Source organism: Rhizobacter sp. Root1221 (genome assembly GCF_001425785.1).
In the GTDB taxonomy this organism is placed as follows: domain Bacteria; phylum Pseudomonadota; class Gammaproteobacteria; order Burkholderiales; family Burkholderiaceae_C; genus Rhizobacter.
In genome coordinates, this window is the sequence record NZ_LMDI01000002.1 from 128127 (window position 1) to 151721 (window position 23595).

The 23595-nt window shown below is 68.1% G+C and carries 24 protein-coding genes and 1 pseudogene; 16 read left to right on the forward strand and 9 right to left on the reverse strand.

Going from position 1 to position 23595, the window contains the following annotated elements:
* Positions 1-68: 68 nt before the first annotated feature.
* The gene (gene cyaY / locus ASC87_RS02635) at positions 69-428 is read right to left on the reverse strand and encodes an iron donor protein CyaY (protein ID WP_056656221.1); all 360 of its coding nucleotides are present in this window, start codon (positions 426-428) and stop codon (positions 69-71) included.
* A gap of 21 nt (positions 429-449) precedes the next feature.
* Here cyaY and ASC87_RS32980 point away from each other — a divergent pair, with 21 nt between their 5' ends.
* Positions 450-704: a lipoprotein gene (locus ASC87_RS32980; RefSeq protein WP_235582021.1), complete on the forward strand. Its 255-nt coding sequence runs from the start codon at positions 450-452 to the stop codon at positions 702-704.
* Between the two features lie 6 nt (positions 705-710).
* Positions 711-1985: a diaminopimelate decarboxylase gene (gene lysA, locus ASC87_RS02640; protein ID WP_056656224.1), complete on the forward strand. Its 1275-nt coding sequence runs from the start codon at positions 711-713 to the stop codon at positions 1983-1985.
* 26 nt (positions 1986-2011) lie between these two features.
* Here the strand turns inward: lysA and ASC87_RS02645 are convergent, their stop codons facing one another.
* From ASC87_RS02645 to ASC87_RS02665, 5 genes are all read right to left on the reverse strand, one after another.
* A complete protein-coding gene (locus tag ASC87_RS02645) occupies positions 2012-2986 on the reverse strand; it encodes an ABC transporter ATP-binding protein (RefSeq protein ID WP_056656227.1) in 975 nt (324 codons plus the stop codon).
* The gene (locus ASC87_RS02650; protein ID WP_056656230.1) at positions 2983-3957 is read right to left on the reverse strand and encodes an ABC transporter ATP-binding protein; all 975 of its coding nucleotides are present in this window, start codon (positions 3955-3957) and stop codon (positions 2983-2985) included. The genes ASC87_RS02645 and ASC87_RS02650 overlap by 4 nt, the downstream gene beginning before the upstream one ends.
* Entirely contained in the window at positions 3954-4868 is a 915-nt protein-coding gene (locus ASC87_RS02655; protein ID WP_056656233.1) for an ABC transporter permease, read from the reverse strand. Before ASC87_RS02655 ends, ASC87_RS02650 begins: the two co-directional genes overlap by 4 nt.
* On the reverse strand, positions 4865-5842 hold the full coding sequence (locus ASC87_RS02660; protein ID WP_056656235.1) for an ABC transporter permease: 978 nt from the start codon (positions 5840-5842) through the stop codon (positions 4865-4867). Before ASC87_RS02660 ends, ASC87_RS02655 begins: the two co-directional genes overlap by 4 nt.
* Positions 5843-5932: 90 nt before the next feature.
* Positions 5933-6940 carry a porin gene (locus ASC87_RS02665; RefSeq protein ID WP_162255123.1) on the reverse strand — a complete coding sequence of 336 codons (1008 nt, stop codon included), beginning with the start codon at positions 6938-6940 and terminating at the stop codon, positions 5933-5935.
* 277 nt (positions 6941-7217) lie between these two features.
* Between ASC87_RS02665 and coq7 the strand changes: the two genes are divergently transcribed.
* A complete protein-coding gene (coq7, locus tag ASC87_RS02670) occupies positions 7218-7835 on the forward strand; it encodes a 2-polyprenyl-3-methyl-6-methoxy-1,4-benzoquinone monooxygenase (protein ID WP_056656422.1) in 618 nt (205 codons plus the stop codon).
* 4 nt (positions 7836-7839) lie between these two features.
* Here coq7 and ASC87_RS02675 read toward each other — a convergent pair whose 3' ends face one another.
* Positions 7840-8262 (reverse strand): OsmC family protein, encoded by a 423-nt coding sequence (locus ASC87_RS02675; RefSeq protein WP_056656243.1) that lies wholly within the window; start codon positions 8260-8262, stop codon positions 7840-7842.
* A 283-nt stretch (positions 8263-8545) separates the two neighbouring features.
* On the opposite strand from ASC87_RS02675, the gene ilvA reads away from it, so the two are divergent.
* Positions 8546-10096: a threonine ammonia-lyase, biosynthetic gene (gene ilvA, locus ASC87_RS02680; RefSeq protein ID WP_056656246.1), complete on the forward strand. Its 1551-nt coding sequence runs from the start codon at positions 8546-8548 to the stop codon at positions 10094-10096.
* A gap of 100 nt (positions 10097-10196) precedes the next feature.
* Positions 10197-11276 carry a nicotinate-nucleotide--dimethylbenzimidazole phosphoribosyltransferase gene (locus ASC87_RS02685; protein WP_056656249.1) on the forward strand — a complete coding sequence of 360 codons (1080 nt, stop codon included), beginning with the start codon at positions 10197-10199 and terminating at the stop codon, positions 11274-11276.
* 23 nt (positions 11277-11299) lie between these two features.
* Here ASC87_RS02685 and ASC87_RS31510 read toward each other — a convergent pair whose 3' ends face one another.
* Entirely contained in the window at positions 11300-11971 is a 672-nt protein-coding gene (locus tag ASC87_RS31510; protein ID WP_157603795.1) for a hypothetical protein, read from the reverse strand.
* A gap of 48 nt (positions 11972-12019) precedes the next feature.
* On the opposite strand from ASC87_RS31510, the gene gspG reads away from it, so the two are divergent.
* From gspG to gspF, 11 genes are all read left to right on the forward strand, one after another.
* Positions 12020-12469 carry a type II secretion system major pseudopilin GspG gene (gspG, locus tag ASC87_RS02695; RefSeq protein WP_056656425.1) on the forward strand — a complete coding sequence of 150 codons (450 nt, stop codon included), beginning with the start codon at positions 12020-12022 and terminating at the stop codon, positions 12467-12469.
* 1 nt (position 12470) lies between these two features.
* A complete protein-coding gene (locus ASC87_RS02700) occupies positions 12471-12926 on the forward strand; it encodes a Tfp pilus assembly protein FimT/FimU (RefSeq protein WP_056656255.1) in 456 nt (151 codons plus the stop codon).
* Entirely contained in the window at positions 12923-13291 is a 369-nt protein-coding gene (gene gspI, locus ASC87_RS02705; RefSeq protein ID WP_056656260.1) for a type II secretion system minor pseudopilin GspI, read from the forward strand. The genes ASC87_RS02700 and gspI overlap by 4 nt, the downstream gene beginning before the upstream one ends.
* A complete protein-coding gene (locus ASC87_RS02710; RefSeq protein WP_056656263.1) occupies positions 13291-13938 on the forward strand; it encodes a prepilin-type N-terminal cleavage/methylation domain-containing protein in 648 nt (215 codons plus the stop codon). Before gspI ends, ASC87_RS02710 begins: the two co-directional genes overlap by 1 nt.
* Positions 13935-14906, forward strand: a complete 972-nt coding sequence (gene gspK, locus ASC87_RS02715; protein WP_056656266.1) for a type II secretion system minor pseudopilin GspK — start codon at positions 13935-13937, stop codon at positions 14904-14906. Before ASC87_RS02710 ends, gspK begins: the two co-directional genes overlap by 4 nt.
* Positions 14907-15014: 108 nt before the next feature.
* The gene (gspL, locus tag ASC87_RS02720; RefSeq protein ID WP_056656269.1) at positions 15015-16283 is read left to right on the forward strand and encodes a type II secretion system protein GspL; all 1269 of its coding nucleotides are present in this window, start codon (positions 15015-15017) and stop codon (positions 16281-16283) included.
* Positions 16280-16801, forward strand: coding sequence for a type II secretion system protein GspM (gspM, locus tag ASC87_RS02725; RefSeq protein WP_056656270.1), 522 nt, complete (start codon positions 16280-16282; stop codon positions 16799-16801). The genes gspL and gspM overlap by 4 nt, the downstream gene beginning before the upstream one ends.
* Positions 16801-17703, forward strand: a complete 903-nt coding sequence (gene gspN / locus ASC87_RS02730; RefSeq protein ID WP_235582022.1) for a type II secretion system protein N — start codon at positions 16801-16803, stop codon at positions 17701-17703. Before gspM ends, gspN begins: the two co-directional genes overlap by 1 nt.
* A gap of 5 nt (positions 17704-17708) precedes the next feature.
* A complete protein-coding gene (gspD, locus tag ASC87_RS02735) occupies positions 17709-19943 on the forward strand; it encodes a type II secretion system secretin GspD (RefSeq protein WP_157603796.1) in 2235 nt (744 codons plus the stop codon).
* 9 nt (positions 19944-19952) lie between these two features.
* On the forward strand, positions 19953-21374 hold the full coding sequence (gene gspE / locus ASC87_RS02740; protein ID WP_056656276.1) for a type II secretion system ATPase GspE: 1422 nt from the start codon (positions 19953-19955) through the stop codon (positions 21372-21374).
* 12 nt (positions 21375-21386) lie between these two features.
* Positions 21387-22604, forward strand: a complete 1218-nt coding sequence (gene gspF / locus ASC87_RS02745) for a type II secretion system inner membrane protein GspF (protein WP_056656279.1) — start codon at positions 21387-21389, stop codon at positions 22602-22604.
* Between the two features lie 193 nt (positions 22605-22797).
* Here the strand turns inward: gspF and ASC87_RS02750 are convergent.
* Positions 22798-23585, reverse strand: a pseudogene (locus ASC87_RS02750) (MetQ/NlpA family ABC transporter substrate-binding protein).
* Positions 23586-23595 lie beyond the last annotated feature (10 nt).

The window sequence follows — 23595 nt, forward strand, 5'->3', positions numbered from 1 at the left end:
CCCTGGGGGCTCTCTCAAGGAAACGCCGGGCCGCCCCAAGTTTCCTTGACCCTGGGGGGCCCAGTCCCTCAGCGTGGTGCTTCGAACCGGAGCGCGATGCCGGCCTGCTCGCTGGCGCAGGCCGACAGGGCCTCGAACAGCTCGCGTCCGGTGCGGTCCACCCAGCGCCCGCCCACGTACTTGTAGTGAAAGCCGCCGGACCGGGCGGCAAGCCACAGTTCGTGCAGTGGCGGCTGCGTGTTGAGAATCAGGTGGCTGCCGTTGGGCAGCTTCAGCTCCAGCAGTCCGCCGGTGCGGTGGCTGTCGATGTCGACCACGTCGTCCTGGAGCCACTGGTCGACGGTGGTTTCGACCGACGCCAGCACGGCGCCCGCCAGCGCGTGGAATTCGGGGTCGGTGAGTGGTGTGGGAACGAGATCGACTGTCATGGGGCCGGTAGAATTCGTGGCATGTTGCATCAGTTTTCCAGTGTACCGGGCCGACTCTTCGTGGCGTTTGCAGTGGGCCCTTTGCTCGCGGCAACGCTGGCCCTCACGGCCGGGTGTGGCCAGAAAGGCCCGCTGACCTTGTCAGAGGGCCAGTCGCTTCAACGGCCGCCCCCCCGCCCGGTGACGTCGCCAGCGGCGCCGCCCCAACTGTCGCCCACCGACTCCCCGGCCATCGCGCCCTCCCCTGCTCCCGCCGCGTCCGCCACGGCGCCCTGACCTCCCATGAACCTGCCCGGCTCTCCCCACGTCGCCTACCGCGGCGACGACCTGTCCCTCGAAGGCCAATCGGTCAGCGCACTGGCCCAACGCTTCGGGACCCCGCTGTACGCCTACTCGAAGACGGCCATGCTGGACGCGGTGGCCGCCTATCAGCGCGCGCTGGTCGGCCGCGACCACCTCGTCTGCTACGCCGTCAAGGCCAACTCCAACCTGGCGGTGCTGCAGGTCTTCGCACAGGCGGGGTGCGGGTTCGACATCGTGTCGTCCGGTGAACTCCACCGGGTGATCGCCGCTGGCGGGGATCCTGCCAAGGTCGTTTTCTCCGGCATCGGCAAGACCCGCGCCGAGATGGCCCACGCGTTGCAGGTGGGCGTGATGTGTTTCAACGTCGAAAGCGAGGCCGAACTCGAACTGTTGTCCGAGGTGGCCGTGCAGGCGGGCCGCACGGCCACGGTCAGCCTGCGGGTGAATCCGGACGTGGACGCCGGCACCCACCCCTACATCTCCACCGGGCTGAAGGGCAACAAGTTCGGCATCGCACACGAGCGTGCCGTGGCCACGTACCGCCGCGCGGCCGCCTTGCCTGGCCTTGCGGTGGCCGGCATCGATTGCCACATCGGCTCGCAGATCACCGACACCACGCCCTACCTCGACGCACTCGACCGGGTGCTCGACCTGGTGGAAGCGGTGGAGGCGGCAGGCATCCCGATCCACCACCTCGACCTCGGCGGCGGGCTGGGCATCACGTACACCGACGAAGTGCCGCCGTCGGCCGAAGTGCTCGTGAAGCTGCTGCTGCAACGCATCGATGCCCGCGGGCACGGTCACCGCAAGGTGGTGTTCGAACCGGGCCGCTCGCTGGTGGGCAATGCGGGCGTGCTGGTGAGCGAGGTGCTCTACCTGAAACCGGGCGAACAGAAGAACTTCTGCATCGTCGATGCAGCCATGAACGACCTGGCACGCCCGGCGATGTACGAGGCCTGGATGGGCATCGTGGCCTGCACCCGCCGCGACGAACCGCCCACGCGGATGGACGTGGTGGGCCCAGTGTGCGAATCGGGCGACTGGCTGGGCCGCGACCGCGACCTGGCAGTGCATGCCGGCGACCACATCGCCGTGCTGTCGGCCGGCGCGTACGGCATGAGCATGGCCAGCAACTACAACACACGCGGGCGAGCGGCCGAAGTGCTGGTGTCGGGTGACGAGGCATGGCTGGTTCGCGAACGCGAACAGCCGGCAGACCTGTTCAAGGGCGAGCGTCTGCTGCCAGCGCGCTGATCGAACCCTTCAGGCGGCTCAGTCTCTCAGCCCCGCCCCTCTTCCACCGCATGGCAGGCCACCTGCGCGCGACCGGTGTCGAACAACACCGGCCGCTCCTGGCGGCACCGTGCGTTGGCCAGCGGACAGCGCGGATGGAAGGCACAACCCGACGGCGGATCCAATGGATCGGGTGCTTCACCCTGCACGGCGAGGTGCCGCCGGCCACGCTGGGCCGCCCCGGGGATCGCGTCGATCAACAGCTTCGTGTACGGGTGGCGCGGATGCGCGAACAGCTCGGCCTTCGACGCACGCTCGACCACCCGCCCGAAGTACATCACGCCCACGTCGTCGCTGACGTGACGCACCACCGCAAGGTTGTGCGAGATGAACAGGTAGCTCATCCCGCGGGCTTGCTGCAGGTCCTTCATGAGGTTCAGCACCTGGGCCTGCACCGACACGTCCAGCGCCGACGTGGGCTCATCGCACACGAGGAATGCTGGCGCCGTCGAGATCGCGCGCGCGATCGAGATGCGTTGGCGCTGCCCTCCAGAGAACTGATGGGGAAACTTCGTGCGGTCCGCGGGTGACAATCCCACCGACACCAGCAGCTCGGCCACACGCTCCGCGCGCGCCCCGGGCGCCGGGACGAGCCCCAGCTCCAGCAGGGGCTCCCCGACGATGTCGCCCACGGTCCAACGTGGATTCAAGCTCGCATACGGGTCCTGGAACACCATCTGGACGTGGCGGCGGTGGGCCGGCCCAAGCAGCGCCCCATCGAACCGCACCTCCCCGGCGCTGGGCGTCTGGAGGCCCACCATCATCCGGCCCACGGTCGTCTTGCCACAGCCGGATTCGCCGACGAGCCCGAGGGTGCGCCCCCGTTCGATGGACAGCGACACCCCGTCCACGGCCTGGAGGTACCGGCGCGGGGCGAGCCCGAGCGTCCGCTGGAGCCACGACCCGGGCTGGGCAAAGCGTTTCTCGAGGCCGGACGCCACGACCAGCGGCTCGCCGCTCATGCGCCCCCCTCGCGGTGCAACCAGCAGGCCGCCCGTGACGCGCCGGCAGGCATCAGTTCCGGGCGATCGTGTCCACACAGCGCGAACGCGCGCGGACACCGCGGGTGGAACGCGCAGCCTGGAGGGATCGCGTCCAGCCGCGGCATCGAACCGTCGATCTGCAACAGGCGTTCGCGGTCGATCGTCATGCTCGGGATGGCGCCCATCAGTCCCGCCGTGTAGGGATGGGCCGGCGCACGTGTCACGTCGCCGACCAGACCGATCTCGGCCACGCGGCCGGCATACATGACCGCGACGCGGTCACACACCTCTGCCACCACACCCATGTCGTGCGTGACCAGCAGGACCGACAGGCCACGGTCCCGGCTGAGGCGTTTCAGCAGATCCATGATCTGGGCCTGGACCGACACATCGAGTGCCGTGGTGGGTTCGTCGGCAATCACCAGTTCGGGTTCGCCGGCCAGCGCCAGTGCGATGACGACCCGCTGGCGCATGCCTCCCGAAAATTGGTGCGGGTAATCGTCGAGGCGCGCGGCGGCGCCCGGGATGCCGGTCTCCGCCAACAGTTCGGCGGCTCGGCGCCTGGCCTGGGCAGTGCTCTGCGGGAAGTGGGTCTGCAAGGTTTCGACGAGTTGCCGTCCCACGGTGTACAGCGGGTTCAACGCGGTCAGCGGGTCCTGGAAGATGGTGGCGATGTGCCGCCCCCGCAAGCGCCGCATGGCATCGGGACCGAGGTTGTCGATGCGGCGGCCACCGAAGCGGATCTCGCCGGACGCGATGCGCCCCGGCGGGTCCAGCAGGCCCGCGACGGCCGCGCCGGTGAGCGACTTGCCCGCCCCCGACTCACCCACGACGCCGAGAATCTCGCCCCTCGCGATGTCGAACGACACGCCGTCCAGCGCCACCAGCGGGCCGGCTCGGGTGGGAAACACCACACGCAGGTCATGCACCTCCAGCAGCGGGCCCGTCATCTGAGCCTCGGATTCAACGCGTCGCGCAGGCCATCGCCCAGCAGGTTGATGGACACGGCCGTGAGCACGAGCACGGCCCCCGGGAACAGCGCGATCCACCAGTCACCTGACAGCATCAGCTCGTTGCCGATCCGGATCAGGGTGCCCAGCGACGGCGACGTGGCCGGCACCCCGACCCCGAGGAACGACAACGTGGCCTCGATCAGGATGGCCGTGCCGACCTGCAGCGTGGCCAGCACCATCACCGGGCCCATCACGTTGGGCAACACATGGCGGCGCATGATCCGCAGTCCGGAGACCCCGATCAATCGCGCCGACTGGACGTAGTCCTTCTGGCGCTCGACCATCGTCGAACCGCGAACCGTGCGTGCGTACTGCACCCAGCCCGTCAACGAGATCGCGAGCACCAGCACCGCCACGGCCAGTGTGTCGTGGCCGTCGGGAATCAGCACCCGGCCGACGCCGTCGATCAGCAGGGCCACGAGGATGGGCGGGAAGGACAGCATGACGTCGCAGACGCGCATGATCACGGCATCGACCCAACCGCCCACGTAGCCGGCCACCAGCCCGAGCGTCACACCGATCAGCAGCGACACGGCCACGGACACCAGCCCCACGAACAGCGAGATCCGCAGCCCGAACATCAGCGCCGACAGGACGTCGCGCCCCTGGCCGTCCGTGCCGAACCAATGTGCCCGTGAACCACCATCGAGCCAGGCCGGGGGCAACCGGGCGTCGAGCAGGTCGAGCGTGGCCAGCTCGAAGGGGTGGTAGGGCGCCAGCAGGTCGGCCGTCGACGCAGCAAGCAGCAACACCAGCAACACCAGCGCTGCCAGGACAAAGGCCGGTGATGCACGCAAGGCATGCGCAGCGTCGCTCTGCCAGGCGCTGCGCAAGGTCGCCGCCCTCATGCCACGCCTCGCCCCGTGCGCAACCGCGGATCGATCACCACATACAGCAGGTCGACTCCCGCATTGATGAGCACGAAGACCAGGGCCATCAGGCACAGGTACGCCGCCATCACGGGGATGTCGGCAAACATCACCGCCTGGATGAAGAGTTGGCCCATGCCCGGCCACTGGAACACCGTTTCCGTGACGATCGAAAAGGCGATCAACGACCCGAGTTGGAGGCCGACCACCGTGACCACCGGCACGAGCGTGTTGCGCAACGCGTGCCCCAGGTAGACGACGCGGTCAGGCAACCCGCGTGCGCGGGCGAAGCGAATGAAGTCGGCGCGCATGACTTCGAGCATCTCCGCACGGACCAGGCGCAGGATGAGTGCGAACTGGAACAGTGCGAGCGTCACGGCGGGCAGCAGCACATGCCGCCAACCGTCGGCCGTGAGCAACCCGGTGGTCCATCCGCCCACATCGACCACTTCCCCGCGGCCGAACGCCGGCAGCCAGGGGAGCAGCACCGAAAAGCACAGGATCAGCAGGATGCCGATCAGGAACGTGGGCAACGACACACCGAGGAGTGAAACACCCATCAGCACCTTCGCCGCCCAAGTGGTTCGGCGCAACGCCACGTAGACGCCGAGGGGTACGCCGAGCAGGACAGCCAGCACCGCGGCCACCAGCGCCAGCTCCAGAGTGGCCGGCAGGCGTTCGGCGAACAGCGTGGCGACGGGCCGCGCCTGCCGAAGGCTGATACCGAACTCTCCGCGCAGCGCATGGCCCACGAAACGGGCGAACTGGACGGGTACCGGACGGTCCAGGCCCAGGTCAGCCCGCAACGCCTCACGTTGCGCGGGAGAGGCCTCCTGCCCAAGCATCTGCGTCACGGGGTCGCCCACGTGCTGGAAAAGAAGGAAAGCGAGGAAGGCCACCGCCAGCAGCACGACGGCACCTTGCAGCAGGCGGCGGATCAGGAAGGCCAACATCGGCGCAATGATAGGGGCGCCAGCGCAAAGGCCGCCCGAGGGCGGCCTTTGCAGCACGGATGCCTGGCTGGCCGCGAGGCCAGCTGGGGATCAGAAGTTGTGCTGGATGCCGAGGTCGTAGCCCTTCTTCTCGGTACGCAGGATGGCGGTTTGCGGAATGACGGGCAACGCGCCCGAGAAGCCCTTGCTGTCATGAGCGTAGTCCACGTACAGCTTCGTGCGCTTCGACAGGTTGTGGTGATAGCCGAGCCCGAAGCGCTTGTTGACGTCGGTCGATCCCAACTTGAGGCTTGCGTAGCCGACCTTGATGTCGCCCGTGCCCACGGCGATGTTCGCACCCACCAGGAAGGACTTGAGTTTCACGCTGGCGTTGTTCTTGCCGTTGCCCATGCCGGCCGACAAGGTGAACTGGCCGAACGTGAAACGGGCGCCCAGGTTGGCCAGCCGGTCCTCGGCACCAGCCGGGTTCTCGAATGAAGCACCGACCCAGACCGGGCCGCCGGTGTAGCTGCCCGCGACGCTGTACGGGCGATCGGGGCTCCCGGCAGGCGTTTCGGCCACGTCCGCCGACAGGGTCACGCCGGAGAATGCCGCAGCGTACTTGACCGAATCGGCAACGCGAACCTGACCGACACCGTTGATCGCAAAAACCGTGCTGTTGCCCATGCCGATGTCGCGCAGCGCAGCGGTGGTTTCTCCCGCGAAGACATCCACCTGGTTCTGGACGGTCAGGAAGGACGAGGTGTACTGGCGACCCAGCGACATCGCGCCAAACGGCGTGCGCAAGCCGACGAACGAAAAACCTTCCCAGAAGCGGGACGTGACGGCCGCGGTGGGCTGGACGCCCGAACCGTTCCCGCCCGTGTCGGGAAGGAACCGGTGCTCGAACGCAAAGAACGCCGCCATGCCGCTGCCCAGGTCCTCGGACCCGCGGAAAGCAATGCGGCTGCCAGCCGTGTCCCCAATCTGCTTGTCGTTGAATCCGATGCGCTTGAGGGCTGCCTGGTCAATCTTGCCAAAGATCGTCACCGACGACTGGGCCGAAGCAGCGCCAGCGAACGCGCCGAGAATCACAAGGGCGAGAAGGGATTTTTTCATTGCGACTATCTCCATGAGTTTTGAACAAGAGGTCCCGATCAAGCTCCGGCACGTACAAACCGATCGGGCCGAACTCCTCAGCGGAAGTTACGTTATTGCACCAGAGTGCATTAACGAATGCCAAGCCGGTGTTGCCTCGCAGCAACGAGCATTTACGCCTATTGGCGTGCTGTTTGGCCCGTTTGCGCGCAGAAAACGAGGGTTTACGCGCAATCCACTGCGGGTATCCTCGGGGGTCATGAACACTTTCGAATCCAATCGCGCCCCGCTGTCCTCGCTGGATGCCTGGCTCGTGGCGGCCGACAACGCGTTGCGCACGCTCGCCGGTGCCGGTCCGGCGGCGGTGCCGTCACCCGCGGCGCCGCTGGCCATCCCCGACCTGCCGGACGCCGACCGGCGCCTGTCCGGCGCCCTGATGCGGGTGAACCACGTCGGCGAGGTGTGCGCGCAGGCGCTTTACAACGCCCAGGCCCTCACGGCGCGCGACGCGGTCGCGCGGGCCCGCTTCGAGGCCGCCGGGCGCGAAGAAACCGACCACCTCGCCTGGACGCGCGACCGCCTGGTCCAGCTGGGAGACCGCCCGAGCCTGCTGAACCCGCTGTGGTACCTCGGTTCGTTCGGCATCGGCTGGGTGGCCGGGCGAACCAGCTCCCGGTTGAGCCTCGGGTTTGTCGTAGAGACCGAGCGGCAGGTCGAGGCCCACCTCGCAGGCCACCTCGAACGGCTGCCCGAAGGCGACCACGCGTCACGCGCCATCGTCTTGCGGATGAAGGAAGACGAGGCCCGTCACGCCGACCAGGCAGAGCAGGCCGGCGGTGTGCCGCTGCCGAAGGTGGCGCAATGGCTGATGCGTGCGGCGTCCAAGGTGATGACCACCACGGCCCACCGCATCTGAGCCTTCAGGCCGCCACCAGGTCGAAGCTGGTGGTGATCTCGGCGGTCTTGCCAAGCATGATGCTGGCGGAGCAGTACTTCTCGTGGGACATCTGGATCGCTCGCTGCACGGCCGTTTCGGGCAGGTTCTTGCCGGTCACCGTGAAGTGCATGTGGATCTTCGTGAAGACCTTCGGATCCACCGGCGCCCGCTCGGACGTGACCTTCACCTGGCAGCCGCTCACGTCGTGCCGCCCGCGCTTGAGGATCAACACCACGTCATAGGCGGTGCAACCGCCGGTGCCCGCCAGCACCGTTTCCATGGGGCGTGGGGCCAGGTTGCGGCCGCCGCCGTCAGGCGCGCCGTCCATCATCAGCACGTGACCGCTGCCGGTTTCGGCGACAAAGCCCATGCCGCTCGCGGCCAGCCAGTTGATGGTGCATTCCATGAAATGTCCTGTCTGAAAAAATCAGTAAAAACGGAACGTGGGCAACGTGCGCGACATCAGCCGGACGTCCACGGGAAAGGCCTCGAAATACCCTCGAACGGGTTATTGCGACGCAACATGTCAAGTATTACACTGACGATCATTGGTGTTATGGCGTGTTCGCCCAACCCAACCGATTGTCTCCTCCACCTCCTCCATTGGTGGATTCAGCCCAAGGCAGCAATGCCTTGGGCTTTTTTTCGACTCACTTCATCCGGCGCATCGTTCGCCCAGGAGATCGTTCATGGCCGGCACCGCCCGCCCCCGTCCCCCGAAGCCCCTCGGCCTGCCCGACTACCTGCAGAAGATCCTCAACGCGCAGGTCTACGACGTGGCCCGCGAAACCACCCTGGACCGCGCGAACAAGCTGTCGGCACGGCTCGGCAACCATGTCTGGCTCAAGCGCGAGGACACCCAGCCCGTCTTCAGCTTCAAGTTGCGCGGGGCCTACAACAAGATGCGCCAGCTCACGCCCGCGCAACTCAAGCGCGGGGTGATCTGCGCCTCCGCCGGCAACCACGCACAAGGTGTGGCCCTCGGCGCGCGCCACCTCGGCTGCACGTCCGTGATCGTGATGCCGGTCACCACGCCGCAGCTGAAGGTGGATGCCGTCAAGGCGCTCGGCGGCGAGACGGTGCTGTACGGCGAGAGCTATTCCGATGCCTACCAGCACGCACTCGAACTCGAGCGTTCGCGCGGGCTGACGTTCGTGCACCCGTTCGACGACCCTGACGTCATCGCCGGACAGGGCACGGTCGCGGTGGAGCTGCTGCGCCAGCATCCCGGCCCCATCGATGCCGTGTTCGTCGCCATCGGCGGTGGTGGCCTGATCTCGGGCGTCGCGGCCTACATCAAGTCGATCCGTCCCGAGACCAAGGTCATCGGTGTGCAAACCACCGATTCCGACGCGATGGCCCGTTCGGTGGCCGCAGGCAAACGCGTGCAACTGAACGACGTGGGCCTGTTCTCGGACGGCACGGCCGTGAAGCTCGTTGGTGAGGAAACCTTCCGCCTCACCCGCATGCTCGTCGACGAGTTCGTCAAGGTCGACACCGACGCGGCCTGCGCGGCCATCAAGGACGTGTTCGAGGACACCCGCTGCATCGTCGAGCCCGCCGGCGCGCTGGGCGTGGCTGCGATCAAGCAGTACGTGGAGCAGCACAAGCTCAAGGGCAAGACGTTCGTCGCGATCACGTGTGGCGCGAACATGAACTTCGACCGCCTTCGGTTCGTGGCAGAACGTGCCGAGGTGGGCGAGGAACGCGAAGCCCTGTTTGCCATCACGATCCCCGAGGAACGCGGCAGCTTCCGCCGCCTGTGCGAACTGATCGGCGACCGCAGCGTCACCGAATTCAACTACCGCATCTCCGACGAGCGCCAGGCCCACGTGTTCGTGGGACTGACCACCCGCAACCGCAGCGAGTCGGCCAAGCTCGCCCGCAGCTTCACGCGCCACGGTTTTGCCGCCATCGACCTCACCGACGACGAGATGGCCCACCAGCACGTGCGGCACATGGTCGGCGGGCGCAGCGAGCTGGCGCGCGACGAACGCGTGTACCGCTTCGTGTTCCCGGAACGCCCGGGGGCGCTGATGCGGTTCCTGTCGCACATGCACCCGGACTGGAACATCAGCCTCTTCCACTACCGCAACCAGGGCGCCGACTACGGCCGCACGCTGGTGGGCATCCAGGTGCCCCGCGGCGACAAGAAGGCGTTCACCGAGTTCCTGAAGACCCTCGCCTACCCCTGGGTCGATGAAACCGACAACCCGGCGTACCGGTTGTTTCTCAGGTAGTGTCCGAGTCGATTGCCGCCGGTGTTCGCGTGGCCTCACAATCCACGCAGGCGGCGAGACCCTCGCGCCCCCCCGACCGTGACCTGTTGACTCGCCGCCCATGTCCGCCAACCGATCGCTGATCAGCCCCACCTCCAACTCGCTGCTCGAGCAAGCGTTGCGTGACAAGCTGAAACGCCGCAGCGAAACCACGGGCAAGCTCGGGGAACTGGAGCCGCTCGCCATCCGCATCGGGCTGATCCAGAACACCCTCAAACCCCGCTTCGATGCCCCGCAACTCGCGGTGTTCGCGTCCGACCACGGGCTCGCCGTCGACGGCGTCTGCGCCAACAGCGCCAACCAGCCGTCCACCGCGTGGCTCGTGCACAGCCTGCTGACGTCGCAGCTGCCGTTGTCGGTGTTCGCTCGCATCCAGGGCATGGCCTTGAACGTGGTGGACTGCGGCGTGGCCGAACCAGTGGTGCCCCACCCCCGCCTCATGGCCCGCAAGATCGCCCACGGCACGCGCAACCTCCGGGTCACCGCGGCCATGTCGCTCGACCAGGCGCACGCGGCCATCCGCGCCGGCATGGAGATCGCCGATGCCTTGCCGGGCAACGTCGTGGCCTGCGCCGGCATCGGGATCGGTTCCCACGAAAGTGCAGCGCTCGTGCTGTCGGGCCTGTCTGGCGACCCCATCCGCGAACTCGTGGTTCCCGGCCCGCACATGCCGCCCGAAGCCGAATCGCTGCTGATGAGGGTGATGCAGACGGCGCAAGGCCGGCACGGCCAGTTGAATGACGCCGTGGAGGTGCTGGCGGCCTGTGGCGGTTTCGAGATCGCGATGATGGTGGGGGTCATGCTCGTGGCGGCCAGCAAGCGCCACCTGATCATGATCGACGGCATGCCGGCGTGCGCCGCGCTGATGGTGGCGTCGCGCATCGCGCCCACCGTCACCGACTACTGCGTGTTCTGCCGCAGCCACAGCCACCCGGGCCTGACCCAGGCACTGTCACTGTTCCAGGCGATGGCGCTGCTCGAATTGGGCATGGAAAGCACGGACGGCACTGGCGCCACCCTGGCCTATCCGCTGGTTCGCAGCGCCGCGGCACTGCTGACCGAGGTGGCCGAAGGGGAAGACCCGGGGCCGTCGTTGCCCGCCGAGATGACCGGCGGTGCTGCACCGAGCCGCCTGGCCTGAAGCCCGCGAGGGGGCCAAGCCGCTCAGCGCTGGTTCGCGCCGCCAGGGCCGCCCGGACCGCCACGCTGGCGGAACGGGGTTTCGTTGCCGGGCGGCGGGGCGCCCATGGGGCCGCTGGGCTGGCCACCCGGCTGATTGGCATTGGGCGGTGGCGCCTGCTGCGGCACCACAGGAGCCTGCTGCACCGGCGGCGGGGCCACGGGCGGCTGTGGGCGAGACACCTGCAACTGCGAGGGATCAACCGGGTTCAGCGTGCCTGTGGCCGGCTCGGGCATGCGTGGCACTTCCAGTGTGAATGCCACTTCCCCCTGTGCCGGGCCGAACGAGGCCGATCTCGCGCCAACCGACTGGAGGGTGAGTTGATCCTCGACGCGGGCGCCGGCGCGGTAGGGGCGCGGCGGCTTGCCGTCGACGGACACGAGGGCGACACCGGGGCCCGTGGAACCTTCGGCGTCACGTTCGGACAGCACACCCAGCAGCTTGAACCGCGTGCTCTCGGGCGGCGGCGCGGCCGCCGCGGCCACCGCCTCGGCGCCGAACAGGCGGGACAGGTCGCCGCCACTGCCGACGGACTCGACCACCGCGACGGCGTTGCCGGGCGCAGGGGTGGATGACACGAACAGCCGCAGGCCCCAGAACACGATGGCTCCGGCGACGAGCGCCCAAACTACGAAAGCTGACAGTCTTGCAAGCATGGGAGAATTATCATTCATTGCCTGAACCGGCAGCCACATTCAATGACCATGAAATCCCTTTCCCTCGCTTCCAAGCGGCTTGCACGCCACAGCGCGCGTGGTTTCACGCTGATCGAACTGATGGTCGTGCTCGTGATCATCGGCGTGCTCGGCGCCCTGATCGTGCCCAACGTCCTCGACCGTGCCGCGGGTGCCCGCGTCACCGCGGCGCGCACCGACGTCAACAACCTGATGCAGGCGCTGAAGCTCTACAAGCTCGACAACCAGCGCTACCCGTCTGGCGAACAAGGGCTCAAGGCCCTGGTGGCCAAGCCCACCGCCGGCGTGATCCCCCCGAACTGGAAACCCTACCTCGACAAGCTGCCGAATGACCCGTGGGATCACCCGTACCAGTACGCCAACCCCGGCGTGAAAGGTGAGATCGATGTCTACAGTTTCGGAGCCGATGGCCAGGTCGGCGGCGAAGGCAACGACGCCGAAGTCGGCTCCTGGCAATAAATTGAAACCGCGCGCACGTGCCGGCGGCTTCACGCTCATCGAGCTGCTGCTGGTCGTGGCCCTGATCGCCGTGGCGTCGGGGCTGGCCACCTTCGCCATCCGCGACCCGTCGAGCACGCAACTCGAGAACGAAGCCGCCCGCCTCGCCTCGCTGCTCGAGGCTGCGCGCGCCCAGTCGCGCGCCACCGGCATCGCGGTGCGGTGGGAGCCTCGCCCCGTGGCCCCCAACCCCGAAGGATTCCGGTTCGTGGGCCTGACGCCGGGCAACGAACTGCCCAACCAGTGGCTCGGCCAGGGGGTCTCGGCCGAGATCGTGGGGCTGCCCGCGTTGATGCTCGGGCCCGAACCCATCATCAACCGCCAGCGTGTCGTGCTCCGCCTGAACGACCAACGCCTCACGCTCGCCACCGACGGGCTTGCCCCGTTCTCCGTGGTCGATGACGAGGCGGCACCGTGACCCCCCGCCCGCGCGGCTTCACGCTCGTCGAAGTGCTGGTGGCGCTCAGCATCGTCGCCATCGCCATCGGCGCCGGCATCAAGGCGGCCGGCTCGCTCACGCAGAACGCCCAGCGGCTGCAGGACGTGACCGCGGCGCAATGGTGCGCCGAAAACCAGCTGACCGGCTTGCGCATCACCACCCCGCCCAGCTTCCCGTCGGTCGGTGACACCGAGTTCACCTGCGAACAGTTCGGCGCCACCTACACCGGCAAGCTGGTCGTGCGCCCCACGCCGAACCCGTCCTTCCGCCGGGCCGATGCCCAGATCTTCAACGAGGCGGGGCAGCCACTGCTCACGCTGTCCACCGTGCTGGGGCGGCTGTGATGCCACACACCTTCAACCGGCCCGTCCGCGGATTCACGCTCATCGAGGTGCTGATCGCGATGTCCATCATGGCCATCGTCGCGATCATGTCTTGGCAGGGCGTCGACGGCATCGTGCGCGCGAAGAACAGCACGCAGTCGCGCGTGGACCTGGTGCTGAGGGCCAGCACCGTGCTCGCCCAATGGGAACAGGACCTCGACGCCGTGCAGGAAACCGGCAACGTGGTGCCAGCCCTCGAGTTCGACGGCGCACGGGTCTCGCTGACCCGCCGCACCGAAGGCGGCCTGCAGCTGGTGGTCTGGGCACGGCGCGACAACGCGTGGTTCCGCTGGGCCAGCCCGCCGGTGACCACCGTGCGTGCGCTGCAGGACGCCTGGATCGGCAGCCGGCAGTTCATCGGCAACGAAGCCGGACAATTGAAGACGCTGCCCGACCTGTCGGACTGGCAGGTGTATTTCTACCGCACGAACGCGTGGACCAACGCGCAATCGAGCGCGGGCACCGCACCGGCCGCTCCCGCCGGCAGCGGCGTGCCCCAGCAAGTGGCCGCGCCATTGCCCGAAGCCGTGCGCATCGTGCTGACGTTCGGCGGCAACCAGGGCATGGCCGGCACCATCACCCGTGACGTCCCGATCGGACCCAAATGACCCGCCACTCCCGCCCCACCCGCCGCGCGCAGCGCGGTGCCGCGCTGCTGATGGCGTTGATCATCGTCACGGTGATCTCCACGCTGGCGGTGTCGATGGTGTGGCAGCAGTGGCGCGCCGTGCAGGTGGAATCGGCGGAACGCGCCCGCCAGCAGTCAGCCTGGATCCTCACCGGCGCCCTTGCCTGGACCCGCATCATCCTGAAGGAAGACCTGCGGCCGAGCAACCCGGACAAGACGGACAACCTGGGGGAACCCTGGGCCGTGCCGCTGTCCGAGGCACGCCTGTCCACCTTCCTGGCGGCCGACAAGGACAACACCGACGACGCGCCCGACACGTTCCTGTCGGGCAACATCACCGACGCGCAATCGCGCTTCAACCTGTCGAACATGGTCACGGTCACCAACAACGTGCCCACAGCCGTCGTCGACGAGGTGGCCGCGTTTCAGCGCCTGTGCGGTTTCCTGAACCTCAGTGCCACCGTGGCCCAGCAGATCAGCAAGGGGTTCCTGGAGTCGACGCCGCCCCACACCGGCGTGGCCAACCCGCCGCTCCGGCCCGAACGCCTCGACCAGTTGGCCTGGTTCGGCGTGGACCTGAAGACCATCAAGCAACTGGAACCCTACGTGGTCATCCTGCCGCAGACGTCGGCCACCCAGGTGAACGTGAACACCGCGTCGCGCGAGGTCATCGCGGCCGTCGCCAAGGTGGACCTGGCCACTGCCGAGCGCATCGTGCAGATGCGCGGCCGCGAGCACTTCAAGAACATTTCGGATGCGACAACCCGGCTGGGCGGCAACATTGTGCTCAGCACCACCCAACTCAGTGTGGCGAGCAGCTTCTTCATCATCAACGGCCGCCTGCGCCTGAACAACCAGGTGCTGGAACAGCGCTCGCTCGTGGAACGACAGGGACGGGACGTGGTGCCACGCTCCCGAGAGTGGGTCAATTCGAGCGATCCCGGTTGAACACCCCTTCCATGCAACGAACACTGTAGAAATCCTTCGTAAGCCGTTGATTTTTGACGAATTCGCCGTGTTCGATGCCTACAATGCCGCAAATTCGACCCAGTCCTCATGAGCACACTTGTCGTCCAGATACCGCCCCGGCTGCGCCTGCTAGGCCACAGCACCGGTGCGACCGACACGGAGGCCCGCAACGCCACCGAGTACAGCTATGCGCTGAGCCCTGATGGGCTGTTGCTGAGCGACCAGGGGCAATGCGCCGCCTCGCTGCTGCCCAAGGCGGCCACCGTGGTGGCCGTGCTGGCCGACGCCGACGTCAGCTGGCATCGGATCACGTTGCCGAAGGCCCCCGCCGCGCGCATGCAGATGGCGCTCGTGGGCGTGCTCGAGGAGGCCCTGCTCGAAGACCCCGATTCCGTGCACCTCGCGGTGGCCCCGATGGCCAGCGCGGGCCAGCCCACCTGGGTGGCCGCCACCGACCGCGCGTGGCTTGCAGCCGAGCTGGCGTTCCTCGAGAAGTCGCAGGTGTTCGTCGACCGCCTGGTGCCGGCCTCGTGGCCCGACGACCCGCCCACCGGCCACTTTGCCGAACCCGAGGGTGAGGCGCCGTCCGGCGACGCCGCGTCCGCCCATCGCCTCACGCTGAGCTGGGCCCACCCCGACGGGGTGGTGATCGTGAACCTGAAAGGCAGCCTCGCCCGCGCGCTGTTGCCCACGCCGCTTCCGGAAAACGCCCGCTTCAGCGCCACACCGGCCGCTGCGGCCGCTGCCGAACAGTGGGCGGGTTCGCCCGTGGTCGTGATGACGGCGGCGCAGCGGATGCTGCTGTCGGCACGGTCGTTGTGGAACCTGCGGCAATTCACGCTCGCCCGCAAGAACCGCGGGTCGCGCGCCTTGCGCGACGTCTGGCGCCAGTTCCTGCGCCCCGATTGGCGGCCGCTGCGGTACGGCCTGGTCGCGCTCGTGGTCGTGCAGGTGCTCGGCCTGAACCTGTGGGCTGCCACGCAGCGCAACACGCTCAAGCAGAAGCGCGACGCGATGGTGCAGGTGCTGCGCACGGCCCACCCGCAGGTGCAGGGGGTGCTCGATGCCCCAATGCAGATGCGCCGCGAAACCGACACGCTGCGCGCCGCCGCCGGCAAACCGGGCGAAACCGACCTCGAGCCGCTGTTGCTCGCGGCCGCGTCGGCCTGGCCGGGCGACCGCCCGCCCGTCGACAACCTCCGCTACGAGCCGGGCCGCCTCACCATCGCCGCCCCCGGCTGGAGCCCCGAGCAGATCAACCAGTTCATCGGCCAGCTGCGGCCCAGTGGCTGGCAGGTCGAATCCACCAATGGCGCGCTGACCCTGAGCCGTGCGCCTTCCGGACCCAAGCCATGAGCGACAAACGCAGCATCCAGCTGCCCCCCGCCCTGGCGCTTGCCAGCAAACAGGCCGGCGAGCGCTGGCGCGCCCTCGGTGAACGCGAGCGCCTGGGCGCCACCATCGCGGCAGCGCTCATCGGCGTCTGGATCGTCTGGGCCGTGACGGTGCAACCGGCATGGCGCACGATCCGCGAGGCCCCCGCCCAGATCGACGCACTGGACGCTCAATTGCAGGCCATGCAGCGCATGGCCGCGGAAACCCGTGAACTCCGCGCGGTGTCACCGGTGAGCCCGGTGCAGCAGCAAGAGGCGCTGAAGGCCGCCACCGATCGCCTCGGTGCGGAAAAGGCCCGCCTCACCGTCCAGGGCGACCGCGCCACGCTGACACTCACCGGCGTCACCGGCGAACAGCTGCGGCGCTGGCTCGGCGAGGCCCGCAGCGGTGCCCGCGCGCGTCCGGTCGAAACCCAGCTGACCCGCGGCGCCGAGGGCTATGCCGGCACGCTCACCCTGACCCTGGGGAGCACCAGCTGATGGTCCGCAAATTCGTCGTGCGCCGCGTCCGGGGCAAACGTTTTTCCAACAGCATGGCGCCCACCGGCTGGGGCGACTCCACCTACGCCGAAACCCAGTGGGAGCGCTCGCGCAATGCCGCCACCCGCTGGTCCATCGCCGGCATGGTGCTGGGGATGCTCGTGGCACTGGTGGCTTTTGCGCCTGCCGAATGGGTGGCTCGCGCCGTGGCCTCCGGCACCGCCCAGCGCGTGCTGCTGTCGGATGCGCGCGGCACCATCTGGTCGGGCAGCGCCGTGCTCGTGCTGACCGGCGGCGCCGGCAGCCGCGATGCCAGTGCGCTGCCGGGGCGGCTCGACTGGTCGCTCGGCCTGGCCGGCACCTCGCTCGCCATGAAGCTGCGGCATGCCTGCTGCCTGAACGACACCGTCACGCTCAAGCTCAAGCCGGGCCTCGGCCGCTTTGCTGCCACGCTCGTGCCACCGCCCGGCTGGGTGGGCCAGTGGCCAAGCGCCCTGCTCGGTGGCCTCGGCACGCCGTGGAACACGCTGCAACTCGGCGGCACCATCCGGATGTTGTCACCCGGCATGACGGTGGAATGGGTGCAAGGCCGGCTGCTGCTGGACGGCAACCTGGACATCGAGGTGGCCCAGGCGTCGTCGCGGCTGTCCACGCTGGACACGCTCGGCACCTACCGCCTCAGCATCAACGGCAACGCCGGCCGTCCCGGCGAACCGCCCCAGGTGAACCTCGTCACGGTGGACGGCGCCCTGAAGCTTTCGGGTTCGGGCACATGGACCCCCAACGGGTTGCGGTTCCGCGGGGAGGCCACGGCGGCCGAGGCGGAAGCCGCCGCCCTGTCCAACCTGCTCAATATCATCGGACGGCGCAACGGCGCACGGTCCGTCATTTCGATCGGATAAGCATGATGAACAAGCGCCCTCTCCTGTCCATGCCCCGGCGCCCGCTGACCACCGCGGTGGCTGTGGCCATGTTGTTCACCACGCTCGCACCGGTGCCCGCGGCCTTCGCCCAGGCACCGGCCAAACGCAGCAAGGCGGCGGAACAGCAGGTCACCCTGAACTTCGTCAACGCCGAGATCGAAGGTGTGGCACGCGCCATCGGCGCCATGCTCAAGCAGCAGTTCATCGTCGATCCCCGCGTGAAGGGGCAGATCACGCTGTACAACGAAGAACCGCTGACCACCCGCGAGGCCTACCTGAACTTCCTCGCCGCGCTGCGCGGCCAGGGCTTCACGGTGGTGGAGGCCGGTGGCTTGTACAAGGTGGTGCCCGAGGCCGATGCCAAGCTGCAGTCGGGCACCGTGTCGGTGGGCGCGGTGTCACGCCGGGGTGACCAGATCATCACGCAGATCTTCAAGATCAACCACGAGAACGCGAACAACCTCGTGCCGGTGCTGCGTCCGCTGATCAGCCCCAACAACACCATCAACGCGAACCCCGGCAACAACACGCTGATCATCACCGACTACGCCGACAACCTCGCGCGCATCGCGAAGATCATCTCGGCGATGGACACCGCCACCACGGGCGACGTCGAGATCATCACGCTCAAGCACGTCGTGGCGGCCGACCTGGCCCCCACCATCCAGCGCCTGAGCGACGCAGCGGCCACCGGCCAGCCGGGCCAGCCAGCCGGCGGCGGTGCGGGGGGCAGCAGCGCCCCGGCCATCCTTGTCGATTCGCGCAGCAACTCGCTGATCGTGCGTGCCCCCAACCCGGCGCGCATGAACGCGATCCGCTCACTCGCCGAGAAACTCGACCGCCCGTCCGACAACACGTCGCCGATGGGCAACATCTACGTCGTGTACCTCAAGAACGCCGACGCCACGCGCCTGGCCACGGTGCTGCGCGCCGCACACGGCGCCAACTCGACCGGCAGCAGCGGTGCCGGCGGCGGCAGCAGCGGTGGCGCATCGCCGTCCGCCAGCAACGCGCCTCAGAACGCATCGGCCAATGCGGCCGGCGGGGCCACCCAATCGACGGCGCCCGTGGCCGCCACGGCCGGCCCGTCCACCGGCGGCTTCATCCAGGCCGACCCGGCCACCAACTCGCTGATCATCACCGCACCCGAACCGCTGTACCGCCAGCTGCGCGCCGTCATCGACCAGCTCGACTCGCGCCGTGCGCAGGTCTACATCGAGTCGATGATCGTCAAGGTCGACGCCAACAAGGTCGTCGACATCGGCGTGCAGTGGCAAGGCCCCAGCGGCAGGAACGGCGACAGCAAGATCTACGGCGCGGGAACCAATTTCGGCACCACCGGGAACATCGTCACGGCCACCGCCGCCATTGCCACCGGCGACCTTGCATCCGCCGCATCGCAGGTCGGGCAGGGCTTCAACATCGGCCTGCTGCGCAAGTTCGGCGATATCTACACGCTCGGCGCCCTCGCCCGTTTCCTCGAAACGAACGCCGACGGCAACGTGCTGTCCACGCCTAACCTCGTGTCGCTCGACAACGAGGAAGCGAAGATCGTGATCGGCCAGAACGTGCCGTTCATCACCGGCTCCTACTCCAACACCGGGAGTGGCGCCACCACCAGCCCGTTCCAGACCATCGAACGCAAGGACGTGGGCCTCACGCTGCGGGTCAAGCCGCAGATCGGCGAAAACGGCACGGTGCGGATGACCATCTACCAGGAGAACTCGAGCGTCGTCGCCGGTCTCACGAGCAGTGCCGGCCCCACCACCGACAAGAGCGCCATCGAAACCACGGTCGTGGTCGACGACGGCCAGATCATGGTGCTCGGCGGGCTGCTGAAGGACGAGTACACCGGCTCGGTGAGCAAGGTGCCGTTGCTGGGCGACATCCCTTACCTCGGGGTCCTGTTCCGCTCCGACAACCGCACCCGCATCAAGAGCAACCTGATGGTGTTCCTGCGCCCGGTGGTCATGCGCGACCAGCAGGCCGCCACCGACCTGAGCCTCGACCGCTACGACGCGATCCGTGCCATGCAGCAGCGCAGCGCCGCTCCGCTGAAGCAGGAGTCCCCCGTGCTGCCGCCGTATGTGGCGCCCACGCCTGGCCAGCCAGCACCGTCGATCCCGCCGCAGCTGTCGGAGTCGGCCCCGCAGGTGCCCCGCGACCCGTCCACGCCGCCGCGGCCTGTCGCGCCACCGGCCTCGGCCCCCACGAACTGAGGCCACACCATGGGCGCCCGCCATCCCCTTCCCTACGCCTACGCGAAGGCGCACACGCTGCTGCTCGAGGACGACGGCGAGCGCCTGATGCTGTGGGCGCCGGAGAACGTGTCGCTGTCCGCACTCGGTGAGGTGCTGAGGCTGTTTTCGGTCGACACGCTCGAGCACGAGTCGGCGTCCACGCTCGCCAACCGCATCGCCGCGGCCTACGCCGGTGGCGAGTCCAGTGCGGCCACGGTGATCGGCGAGGTGGAAAGCCGCGTCGACCTGAGCCGCATGATGCAGGACCTGCCTGCGGTGGAAGATCTGCTGGAAGCCGCCAACGACGCGCCCATCATCCGCATGCTCAACGCGCTGCTGACGCAGGCCGCGAAGGACGGTGCGAGCGACATCCACATCGAACCGTACGAGCGGTCCAGCTCGGTGCGGTTCCGCGTGGACGGCACGCTGCGCGAGGTGGTGCAGCCCAACAAGGCGCTGCACGCCGCGCTGATCTCGCGGCTGAAGATCATGGCCGAACTCGACATCTCCGAGAAGCGCCTGCCGCAGGACGGCCGCATCTCGCTGCGCATCGGCGGCCGCGCGGTCGACGTGCGGGTGTCCACGCTCGCGTCGTCACACGGCGAACGCGCGGTGCTCCGCCTGCTCGACAAGGGCGAATCGAAGTTCACGCTCGAAGGCCTCGGCATGGGCGGGGCGTCGCTGTCGCGCTTCGACAAGCTGATCCAGCAGCCCCACGGCATCGTGCTGGTCACGGGCCCCACCGGTTCCGGCAAGACCACCACGCTGTACGCGTCGCTCGCCGGCGTCGACACCCAGACCACCAACGTGCTGACGGTGGAAGACCCGGTCGAGTACGAACTCGCCGGCATCGGCCAGACGCAAGTCAACTCGAAGATCGACCTGACGTTCGCGAAGGCGCTGCGCGCCATCCTGCGGCAGGATCCGGACGTCATCATGATCGGTGAAATCCGCGACTTCGAGACGGCGCAGATCGCCGTGCAGGCCTCGCTGACAGGCCACTTGGTGCTCGCCACGCTGCACACCAACGACGCGCCCAGCGCCGTCACCCGGCTCACCGACATGGGCATCGAGCCGTTCCTGCTGAGCTCCAGCCTGCTGGGGGTGCTGGCGCAGCGCCTCGTGCGCAAGCTGTGCCCGCATTGCAAGGTGCAGGACGGCGAGGGCCGGTGGAAACCGGTGGGTTGCCCGGAATGCGGCCACAGTGGCTACAAGGGCCGCACGGGCGTATACGAGCTGATGGTGGCCGACGACCGCGTGCGTGCGCTCATCCACAACCGCGCACCCGAATCCGAATTGATCGCCACCGCACGACTGGGTGGCATGCGCTCGATGCGCGAAGACGGCGACCGCCTCGTGGCCGAGGGCATCACGTCCCCGGAAGAGGTCTTGCGCGTCACCCGAGAGTAAGGCCCGCCGCCGATGCCCGCGTACAAGTTCGAGGCGCTCGATGGCGCCGGCAAGTCCACCACCGGCCTGCTCGAGGCCGACAACGTCAAGGCTGCACGAGCGCAACTGCGCGCGCAGTCGCTCGTGCCGCTCGACGTGCAGCAGGTGGTCACTGCCGGCACCCAGACGGCCGGCAGCCTCTCCATCAAGCGCAAGGTTTTCACGTCCACCAACCTGGCGGTGTGGACCCGCCAACTCGCGGGCCTCGTGGGCTCCGGCCTGCCGCTGGAACGTGCGCTGACCCTGCTGAGCGAAGAGGCGGAGGACCCGCGCCAGCGTGAACTCGTCGCGCACCTGCGCAGCGAGGTCAACTCCGGCTCGCCGTTCGCGCGGGCCCTGTCGAGCGCACCGCGGGAATTCGACGACGTGTACCGCGCGGTCGTGGCGGCGGGCGAACAGAGCGGCGCGCTCGGGCGGGTGCTCGAACGCATGGCCGACGACCTCGAGGAACGCCAGGCACTACGCGGCAAGCTGATGGGGGCCACGCTGTACCCGGCCATCGTGTCGGTCATCGCCGTCGTGATCGTGATCTTCCTCGTCACCTACGTGGTGCCGCAGGTGGCGTCCGTCTTCGTGAACTCAAAACGTGCACTGCCGTTCCTGACGTCGGCCATGCTGGGGCTCAGCGCGTTCCTGCGCAGCTACGGCTGGCTGCTCGCGCTCGCGCTGGTGGGCGCCGGCGGGTTGTTGAAACTTTCGTTGCGCAACGAGGCGTTCCGCATCCAGTTCGACGCGGGACTGCTCAACACACCGCTGTTCGGCCGCCTCGCGCGCGGCTACAACGCGGCGCGGTTCGCCGGCACGCTGGCCATGCTGGCCGGGGCCGGGGTGCCCATCCTGAAGGCCCTGCAGGCCGCGGCCGAAACCTTGTCGAACCGCGCGATGCGGGCCGATGCGCTCGACGCCCTCGTGCAGGTGCGTGAAGGGGCGCCGCTGGCGTCTGCGCTCGCCGGCAAGAAGCGTTTCCCTGGCCTCCTCGCCATGTTCGCGCGGCTGGGTGAGCAGACCGGCAAGCTGCCGGAAATGCTCGACCGCGCTGCCGGCCAGCTGGGCCAGGAAGTGCAACGGCGGTCGATGCAGATGGCCACCATCCTGGAGCCGCTGCTGATGGTGGTGATGGGCGGGGTCGTGATGGTGATCGTGCTGGCGGTGCTCTTGCCCATCATCCAGCTCAACACCTGGGTGAAATAGGGCCCCCCAGTCGCTTCGCTCCTGCCCCCGAGGGGCGCCCGCGGTCGCCCGGGGGACCCGGGCTCGGCGGTAGCTTGATCTGGCGCGTCGCTGCGCTTGCTCTACGACAGAAGGCCCGGATTGACCGGGCCTTCTGTCGTGGGGCGAGCGAGCGAAGCGATGCCATGCCCCGAAACGCGGTGACTCGTCTCCCTCAGAACGCGGGAACCAATGAGCCGCTGAAGTTGCTTTCCACGAGCTTCTTCACCTCGGGGCTCTGGAAGGCCTTCACGAGTTTGGCGACCACGGCTTGTCCTTGTCGGCAGTGCGCACGGCCAGGAGGTTGGCGTAGGGGCTCTTGGCATCTTCGATGGCGATGGCGTCGCGGGTGGGCACCAGCTGGGCCTGGACGGCGTAGTTGGTGTTGATGGCGGCGGCGTCGAGGTCGTCGAGCGACCTCGGCAATTGGGCGGCCTCGACCTGCACGATCTGCAAGCCCTTGGGGTTCTCGATGACGTCGGCGACGGTGGCAGAGATGCCGGCGGTGGGCTTGAGCTTGATGGCTCCGTACTTCTGCAGCAGCGCCAGCGCGCGGCCACTGTTGCTGGGGTCGTTCTGGATGCCCACCTTCGCGCCCCGCGGCAGGTCGGCCAGCGACTTCACTTTCTTCGAATAGAAACCCATCGGGAACGTCACGGTGTAACCAACCGGGCTGATCTGGTAGCCGCGGGCCTGGATCTGGCTCTGCAGGAACGGCAGGTGCTGGTAGCTGTTGGCCTGTACGTCGCCCGCATCGAGCGCGGCGTTCGGCTGGACGTAGTCCTGGAACTCCACGATCTGCAGCTTCAGGCCGTCGCGTTCGGCCACTTTCTTCGCCACCTCGGCGATCTGCGCGTGCGGGCCCGCGGTGACGGCGATGCGCACGGTGTCCTGTGCCCAGGCACCCAACGTGGTGGCACCGAGGAACAGGGCAGTCAGTGCGATCAACGCACGGCGATGGATCAGGAGGGTC

What these genes read in the sequence shown, in the direction of transcription:
- gspD (WP_157603796.1), top strand. Translation starts at nt 17,709, where the DNA reads ATGAACAAGCGCCCTCTCCTGTCCATGCCCCGGCGCCCGCTGACCACC.
- ASC87_RS02710 (WP_056656263.1), top strand. Translation starts at nt 13,291, where the DNA reads ATGCCACACACCTTCAACCGGCCCGTCCGCGGATTCACGCTCATCGAG.
- cyaY (WP_056656221.1), bottom strand. Translation starts at nt 428, where the DNA reads ATGACAGTCGATCTCGTTCCCACACCACTCACCGACCCCGAATTCCAC.
- gspE (WP_056656276.1), top strand. Translation starts at nt 19,953, where the DNA reads ATGGGCGCCCGCCATCCCCTTCCCTACGCCTACGCGAAGGCGCACACG.
- ASC87_RS02645 (WP_056656227.1), bottom strand. Translation starts at nt 2,986, where the DNA reads ATGAGCGGCGAGCCGCTGGTCGTGGCGTCCGGCCTCGAGAAACGCTTT.
- ASC87_RS02665 (WP_162255123.1), bottom strand. Translation starts at nt 6,940, where the DNA reads ATGAAAAAATCCCTTCTCGCCCTTGTGATTCTCGGCGCGTTCGCTGGC.
- ASC87_RS02685 (WP_056656249.1), top strand. Translation starts at nt 10,197, where the DNA reads ATGTCCGCCAACCGATCGCTGATCAGCCCCACCTCCAACTCGCTGCTC.
- gspF (WP_056656279.1), top strand. Translation starts at nt 21,387, where the DNA reads ATGCCCGCGTACAAGTTCGAGGCGCTCGATGGCGCCGGCAAGTCCACC.
- ilvA (WP_056656246.1), top strand. Translation starts at nt 8,546, where the DNA reads ATGGCCGGCACCGCCCGCCCCCGTCCCCCGAAGCCCCTCGGCCTGCCC.
- lysA (WP_056656224.1), top strand. Translation starts at nt 711, where the DNA reads ATGAACCTGCCCGGCTCTCCCCACGTCGCCTACCGCGGCGACGACCTG.
- gspL (WP_056656269.1), top strand. Translation starts at nt 15,015, where the DNA reads ATGAGCACACTTGTCGTCCAGATACCGCCCCGGCTGCGCCTGCTAGGC.
- ASC87_RS31510 (WP_157603795.1), bottom strand. Translation starts at nt 11,971, where the DNA reads ATGCTTGCAAGACTGTCAGCTTTCGTAGTTTGGGCGCTCGTCGCCGGA.
- gspG (WP_056656425.1), top strand. Translation starts at nt 12,020, where the DNA reads ATGAAATCCCTTTCCCTCGCTTCCAAGCGGCTTGCACGCCACAGCGCG.
- ASC87_RS02655 (WP_056656233.1), bottom strand. Translation starts at nt 4,868, where the DNA reads ATGAGGGCGGCGACCTTGCGCAGCGCCTGGCAGAGCGACGCTGCGCAT.
- ASC87_RS32980 (WP_235582021.1), top strand. Translation starts at nt 450, where the DNA reads ATGTTGCATCAGTTTTCCAGTGTACCGGGCCGACTCTTCGTGGCGTTT.
- ASC87_RS02675 (WP_056656243.1), bottom strand. Translation starts at nt 8,262, where the DNA reads ATGGAATGCACCATCAACTGGCTGGCCGCGAGCGGCATGGGCTTTGTC.
- gspK (WP_056656266.1), top strand. Translation starts at nt 13,935, where the DNA reads ATGACCCGCCACTCCCGCCCCACCCGCCGCGCGCAGCGCGGTGCCGCG.
- ASC87_RS02650 (WP_056656230.1), bottom strand. Translation starts at nt 3,957, where the DNA reads ATGACGGGCCCGCTGCTGGAGGTGCATGACCTGCGTGTGGTGTTTCCC.
- ASC87_RS02660 (WP_056656235.1), bottom strand. Translation starts at nt 5,842, where the DNA reads ATGTTGGCCTTCCTGATCCGCCGCCTGCTGCAAGGTGCCGTCGTGCTG.
- gspM (WP_056656270.1), top strand. Translation starts at nt 16,280, where the DNA reads ATGAGCGACAAACGCAGCATCCAGCTGCCCCCCGCCCTGGCGCTTGCC.
- gspN (WP_235582022.1), top strand. Translation starts at nt 16,801, where the DNA reads ATGGTCCGCAAATTCGTCGTGCGCCGCGTCCGGGGCAAACGTTTTTCC.